General features: G+C 65.3%; 7 protein-coding genes. 3 read left to right on the plus strand and 4 right to left on the minus strand.

Annotated elements, in window-relative coordinates:
- Window positions 1-11: 11 nt before the first annotated feature.
- From J0H39_22410 to J0H39_22425, 4 genes are read right to left on the minus strand one after another with little or no spacing between them, the layout of a single operon-like run.
- The gene (locus J0H39_22410; protein MBN9499520.1) at window positions 12-1,325 is read right to left on the minus strand and encodes a sugar ABC transporter substrate-binding protein; all 1,314 of its coding nucleotides are present in this window, start codon (window positions 1,323-1,325) and stop codon (window positions 12-14) included.
- 60 nt (window positions 1,326-1,385) lie between these two features.
- The gene (locus J0H39_22415; protein MBN9499521.1) at window positions 1,386-2,402 is read right to left on the minus strand and encodes an aldo/keto reductase; all 1,017 of its coding nucleotides are present in this window, start codon (window positions 2,400-2,402) and stop codon (window positions 1,386-1,388) included.
- The gene (locus tag J0H39_22420) at window positions 2,399-2,695 is read right to left on the minus strand and encodes a UxaA family hydrolase (protein MBN9499522.1); all 297 of its coding nucleotides are present in this window, start codon (window positions 2,693-2,695) and stop codon (window positions 2,399-2,401) included. The genes J0H39_22415 and J0H39_22420 overlap by 4 nt, the downstream gene beginning before the upstream one ends.
- Before the next feature lie 11 nt (window positions 2,696-2,706).
- Window positions 2,707-3,876 carry a UxaA family hydrolase gene (locus tag J0H39_22425; protein ID MBN9499523.1) on the minus strand — a complete coding sequence of 390 codons (1,170 nt, stop codon included), beginning with the start codon at window positions 3,874-3,876 and terminating at the stop codon, window positions 2,707-2,709.
- 122 nt (window positions 3,877-3,998) lie between these two features.
- Between J0H39_22425 and J0H39_22430 the strand changes: the two genes are divergently transcribed.
- From J0H39_22430 to J0H39_22440, 3 genes are all read left to right on the plus strand, one after another.
- Window positions 3,999-5,021, plus strand: a complete 1,023-nt coding sequence (locus tag J0H39_22430) for a LacI family DNA-binding transcriptional regulator (protein ID MBN9499524.1) — start codon at window positions 3,999-4,001, stop codon at window positions 5,019-5,021.
- Window positions 5,022-5,037: 16 nt separating this feature from the next.
- On the plus strand, window positions 5,038-5,787 hold the full coding sequence (locus J0H39_22435; protein ID MBN9499525.1) for an SDR family oxidoreductase: 750 nt from the start codon (window positions 5,038-5,040) through the stop codon (window positions 5,785-5,787).
- 8 nt (window positions 5,788-5,795) lie between these two features.
- Window positions 5,796-6,038: hypothetical protein (locus tag J0H39_22440; protein ID MBN9499526.1), on the plus strand; the 243-nt coding region annotated here is incomplete at its 3' end.

Below are 6,038 nucleotides of genomic sequence, written 5' to 3' on the forward strand. Positions count from 1 at the left end.
CCCCTTTTATCTTAACGCTGCAACCGCGCGAGTTCGCGCGCGATCGTGTCGTGCAGCTCCTGCCCGGCGGCCTGCGCGGTCTTCTCGCCGATGAAGACCGAGCCGGCGGCGCGGCCGACCGCGTTCCACATGAACGGGATCGGCACCGGGCCTGTCGCGTAAGGCCCCCAGCTGCGCGAATTGGCGAGCTGCTTGGGATACCCGGCGAGTTCCGCATCCCAGGCGCGGCTGTCGATCGCGGCGCGCTGGGCGGGCGTGTAGTTGTTGTAGTGCTTGAACGTCGGATCGGGCTTGGTGAGGAACTTGATCAACGCCCAAGCCTGTTCGACGTTCTTCGCGTTCGGGCTGATGCCCAGCATGCGGCCGCCGAAATTGGTGACCGAGCCGTTCTTGCCGCCGGGATGCGGCGCCGTCATGAACGGCCGCTTCTTGCCCGGATTGCGTTGATCCCACTTGGTCAGGATTTCGATCGCCACCGTATCGGGCATCGACGCCATCGCGGTGTTGCCGGTCAGCATGCCTTCGACAAGCTCGGGCGCGCCCCACAGGCAGACCGACAGGTTGCTACGCGGGTTGTGCCCTTCGGTGATGTAGGAGTTGTAGTACGCGAGCGCCTCGGTCGCTTTCTCCGGCGTCACGCCCATCACATATTTGCCGTTGGCGTCCTTGTCGATCCAGCCGGGGCCGTCCGACCAGAAGTAATAGTTCATGTAGAACCAGATCGACGGCGTGGCGCAGCTGCCCGCCGGGAAGCCCCAGCCCGCCTTGCCGGTGCGCTGATGGATCTGGCGGCTGGCGTCGCGCAAACCCGCCCATGTCGTCGGAAATTCCTTGATCCCGGCTTGTTCGAACAGCTCGGTGTTGTACATCATCGTGAACGTGTCGGTCGTCCACGGCACCGCGTAGGTCTTGCCGTCCGGCCCTTCGGCCAGATCGCGGGCGAAGAAATCGTTCCAGCCTTTGACGCCCATCTGCGCGCCGTCGCGCGCGATCAGATCGTCGAGCGGGCGCAGCGCCTTGCCGCCGCCGAAGGAGCGCGGCTGCACGAAGGAGATATGCACCACGTCCGGCGCCGTGCCGGTCGCGGCTTCGCGCAGATACTGCTGCTGCATATCGGCCCACGAGATACGTTGCATATTGACCTTGATCGACGGATTCGCTTTCTCGAATTCGTCGAGGGCCGCGCGCATCTGCGGCGCTTCGGGATCGTTGAAGCGAAACGTGATCGTCACCGGCGCTTGGGCCTGCAAGGCGGGAGCGGCCAGAAGCCCCACCGCCAACGCAGCGCCGGAGACGAGACCGCGCCGTCCGAATTGAGTTCGCATCGTTTCCTCCCTTTTTTGGTTCGTGTTTTCACGTTCGCCGGCAAGATCGGAGCCGGCATTTCACCCTGTCGGCACGGCCGGATCGATCAACCCGGCGGCCTTCAACTCGCGCCACATGGCGGATGGGATCTCCGCCGCGCAGGCTTTCAGCGCGGCGCGCACCTCGTCCGTCGACCGGTAACCGGCCGCGATGCTGGCGATGCGCGGATGGAGAAGCGGAAACTGCGTCGCCGCCGCTTGCAGCGATACGCCGTGGCGCGCGCACACCGCTTCGATCTTGCGCACGCGATCGAGCACGTCTTGCGGCGCGTCGGCGTACCAATACTTGGCGCCGGCGACCGCCCCCGTCGCCAGAATGCCCGAATGATAGGGGGCGGCGAGCAGGATCGAGATCGACTTTTTCTCGCAGATCGGCAGCAGCTCGGCGTGCGCCGTGGTGTCGAGCAGCGTGTAGCGGCCCGCGAGCATGAAACAGTCGAAATCGCCGTCGGTCGCGAAACGGCACATCAGATCGACGTCGTTGATGCCGACACCGATCGCGCCGATCGTGCCGGCGGCGCGCAAATCGGCGAGTGCTTGATAGGCGCCGTCCATCGCTTGTTTATACGTCGCCTCCAGCGCGTCGCCGCGCCATTTGGCGGTGACATCGTGAATGAACACGATGTCGATATGCGACGTGCCCAATCGTTGCAGACTATCTTCGATCGAGCGCAGCGCGCCGTCGCGCGAATAGTCGTAGACAATGTCGAACGGCAATGTCGTCGCGAACGGTCCCGGCGTGCGCACGGCCGGATCGGGCTTCAACAGCCGGCCGACCTTGGTCGACAGGACGAACTTGTCGCGCGGATGGCGGCGCAAAGCGGCGCCCAAACGATGCTCCGACAGGCCATGGCCGTAGAACGGCGCCGTATCGAAATAGGAAACGCCCGCCTCGATCGCCGCCGCGACGCTGGCGTTGGCGGCTTCGTCGGTCATATCGGCCAGCAAATTGCCGAACGGTGCCGCCCCGAACCCGAGTTGCGAGACGCGCAGCTTGGTGCGGCCGACTTGCCGCGTGGCGGCCGGATCGAAACTCATTTGCTCTCCTTGCGGGCGCGCGCACTCTTGATGTTGTGGACGTGGACGTGATCGCCCGCCGCGAACGCCTGAGTCGCGATTGCTATACGTGCGCCGTATTTCATCACCGGCTCACCAGCCGCATGAGCGCGAAGCGCGATCTTATGGCCAAGCGCCACGGCCTCGCGCGCCGTCACGGTCTCCACCTTGCCGCCGATGCGCACGATTACTTTCTCGCCGGCCGTAAGATCGCGCAGCGCCACGGCCACACCGTCGGCGGGATCGATCGCGATCGCGTTCCAGGTAATTTCCATTGCGCCGCCCATCACATCGACGCGCCGATGCGGGTGAAACATTCCGCACCTTCGCCGTGGATTTCGCCCCAGGTCGCCGCCCCCGATGCGACCGCCATCACCAGTTCGAACAGGCGCGCACCCGCGTCGGCGATGTCCTCGCGCCCTTCGAACACGGGGCTCGCGTCGAAATCGATCTGCTGGACCAAGCGGCGCGCCGTATCGGGGCGGCCGGTGATTTTGATCGTCGGCGCGATCGCGTTGGTGAATGCGTTGCCCGCCCCCGTGGTGAACAGCATCAACTGCGCACCGGCGGCCGCGAAACCGGTCAACGATTCGGGCGAAAAGCTGGGCCCGTCCATCAGATAAAGACCCTTGCCCGCCGGACGTTCGGCCAAGGCGAGCACGCCTTGGATCGGCCGCGATCCGGTTTTGGCAATGGCGCCGAGCGACTTTTCCTCGATCGACGACAAACCGCCGCGGATATTCTCCGCCCCCGGATTATTGCCGGTCAGATCCTGGCCGGTGCGCGCCACCGCTTGTTCGCGGCGCAGCACCGCATCGACGATGGCTTTCGCGACGGCATCGTTGGCCGCGCGCTTCGCGACGATGTGTTCCGCCCCCAGCCATTCGACCGTCTCGCCCACCACCGCCGTGCCGCCCGTATCGACCAGGCGATCGACGCAAGCGCCCGACACCGGATTGGCGACAAGACCCGAGGTCGCATCGGAATGCCCGCACTCCACACCCATGAATAGGGCCGATGCGGGGAACTTCTCGCGGCGCAAACGAGATGCGGCATGCGCCAACTCGCCCGCATGGCGGATGGCGGCGGCACTCGCGTCGAGCGAATCCTCGTGCGTGTCGTCGAGCGCCACGGTGCGGGTCGGCTTTCCCGAAGCGGCGGCGAGATGGGCGATACCTTCCAACGCGCCGCGATCGGCACCCACGATCACCGCCCCGGCGATATTGGGATTGCGGCACAAGCCGACGAGCTGATCGCGATGCGCGGTCTTGTCGTCGCCGTACTGGCCGCGCCCGTAAGGCGTACCGACATAAAGGACACCGGGTAACGCCTGCGCCGCACGCTCGGCCGCGCGGTTGGCGAGCCCGAGGATCGACAAAACCAGGACATGATTGCGCGTTCCAGCCGAACCGTCGGGCCGCGCATATCCCAGAAACTCGGACGGAACTTTGCTCACCGTCGCGTTTCTCCCGAATTGTGTTGTCGGCGCCTTCACAGGAACCTTGATTAATGCCTTATGTTAACGCATACATCATAGAAGACGACAAGAAAAATCTTGAGGGGCTCGGGAAACCGTCCATGCCGCCGCGCCGCAACAGCACTGCCGGCCGCTCCCGTTTGGAAGATGTCGCACGTCATGCGGGCGTCTCCACGATGACGGTCGCGCGCGTGCTGCGCGAACCCCATAAAGTAGCGCCCGACACGCGCGACCGCGTCTCGGCCGCACTCGACGCCACCGGCTACACGCCGGATCTCGTGGCGCGCGCCCTCGTCTCCAAACGCTCGGGCGTCGTCGGCGCGATCGTGCCCGTGCTTTCGAACTCGCTGATCGCCGACGTGATGCAAGGCATGTCGGACGGGTTGGCGCGCGAGCAGCGCCAACTCATGGTCGGCGCGTCTGGCTTCTCGGCGGCGAACGAGGAAACGTTGGTGCGCAGCTTCCTGTCGCGCCGCGTCGATGCGCTCTACCTCACCGGTACCAGTCACACGGATGCAACCGTGAAACTACTGCGCGCCGCCGGGATTCCGGTCGTCGAAGGCGGCAACGTCACCGACGATCCCATCGATATGGTCGCGGGCGTGTCGAATATCGACGCCGCCGCCGCCGTCGTGACCCATCTGTTGAAGCGTTACGGCCCCGACATCGCCTATGCCGGCGCGTCGCCGGTCGATAACGACCGCGTGCGCGACCGCCATCTCGGCTTCCGCCGCGCGATGCGCGAGGCGGGCGCACGTGTCCTGCCCGAACGCGAGATCCGCACCGAGATGACGATGGCCTCGGGCCGCGACGTGCTCGACAGAATACTCGCCTTACCCAAGCGTCCGCGCGCGCTGTTCTGCTCGTCCGACGTCATCGCGGCGGGTGCGCTGTTGGAATGCCAACGGCGGGGCATCGATGTGCCCGGAACCTTGGCGATCGCGGGCTACGACGATCTCGACTTCGCGCGCGAGCTCGTCCCCGCCCTCACCAGTGTGCGCATCCCGCGTTACGAGATCGGCATGCGCGCGGCCGAACTGATCCATCAAGCCTTGAGCGGCAAGCGCCCGAAACGCCTTGTCCAAGCTCTCGACTTCCAACTCGTGATTCGCGACAGCGCCTGACAGGAAGGAAACGCACATGTCCAAATCGGTGATCGTTACGGGGGCGAGCCGCGGCATCGGCAAGGCGACGGCGCTGCTGGCCGCGCGCGACGGCTGGGAAGTCTGCGTCAATTACCGAAACCATCCCGAGGAAGCCGAAGCGGTCGTGCGCGACATCGCGAAAACCGGCGGCAAAGCGATCGCGGCGCAGGCCGACATGGCCGACGAGAAGGCGATTCTGGCGATGTTCGCGAAAGTCGACCGCGAATTGGCGCCGCTGGGCGGCCTCGTCAACAACGCAGGGTTCCTGGGTGGCGAACATGACATCGAGAAATTCGATGCCGCGAATATGCGCGCGTTATGGGACATCAACGTCGTCGCCTATTTCATCTGTGCGCGCGAGGCGGTGAAGCGCATGTCGACCAAGAACGGCGGCAAAGGTGGGGCCATCGTCAACGTGTCGTCGATGTCCGCCGATAGCGGCGGCATCGGCCCGCGCATCCATTACGCCACGACCAACGGGGCGCGGCGCACTTTCACCTTCGGCCTTGCCAAGCAATCGGGACCGAAGGGCATTCGCGTCAACGGCGTGATGCCCGGCGTCATCGACACACATTTCAACGACGGGTTCGGCAACGACGAGCGCAACGCCGAGCTTGGCCCCAAGATCCCGATCGGCCGCGTCGGCGTGGGTGCCGATATCGGCGAGACGATCGTTTGGCTGCTGTCCGAACGGGCAGGCTACGTGAACGGCGCGGTCATTCCCGTCAATGGCGGCTTTTTCTGAGGATCGACATGCCCGCCAAACTCCGCGCCATCGATCTGTTTCCCGTCCGCGCCAGCGCGAAGACGGTGTGGGTGTTCCTGCGCGCGATCGATACGGCCGGAAATATCGGCTGGGGCGAAGCGACCTGGATCGGCCACGAACGCGAGTTGTCGTCCGTGTTCGCGCGCTTTGCGCCCGTCGTGATCGGCGCGCCCGCAACACCCGAAGGCTGCGGGCTGACGGCACGCAAGAGGTGCGGCACGGCCGAAGCC

This window comes from Alphaproteobacteria bacterium (assembly GCA_017308135.1).
GTDB lineage: Bacteria > Pseudomonadota > Alphaproteobacteria > CACIAM-22H2 > CACIAM-22H2 > Tagaea.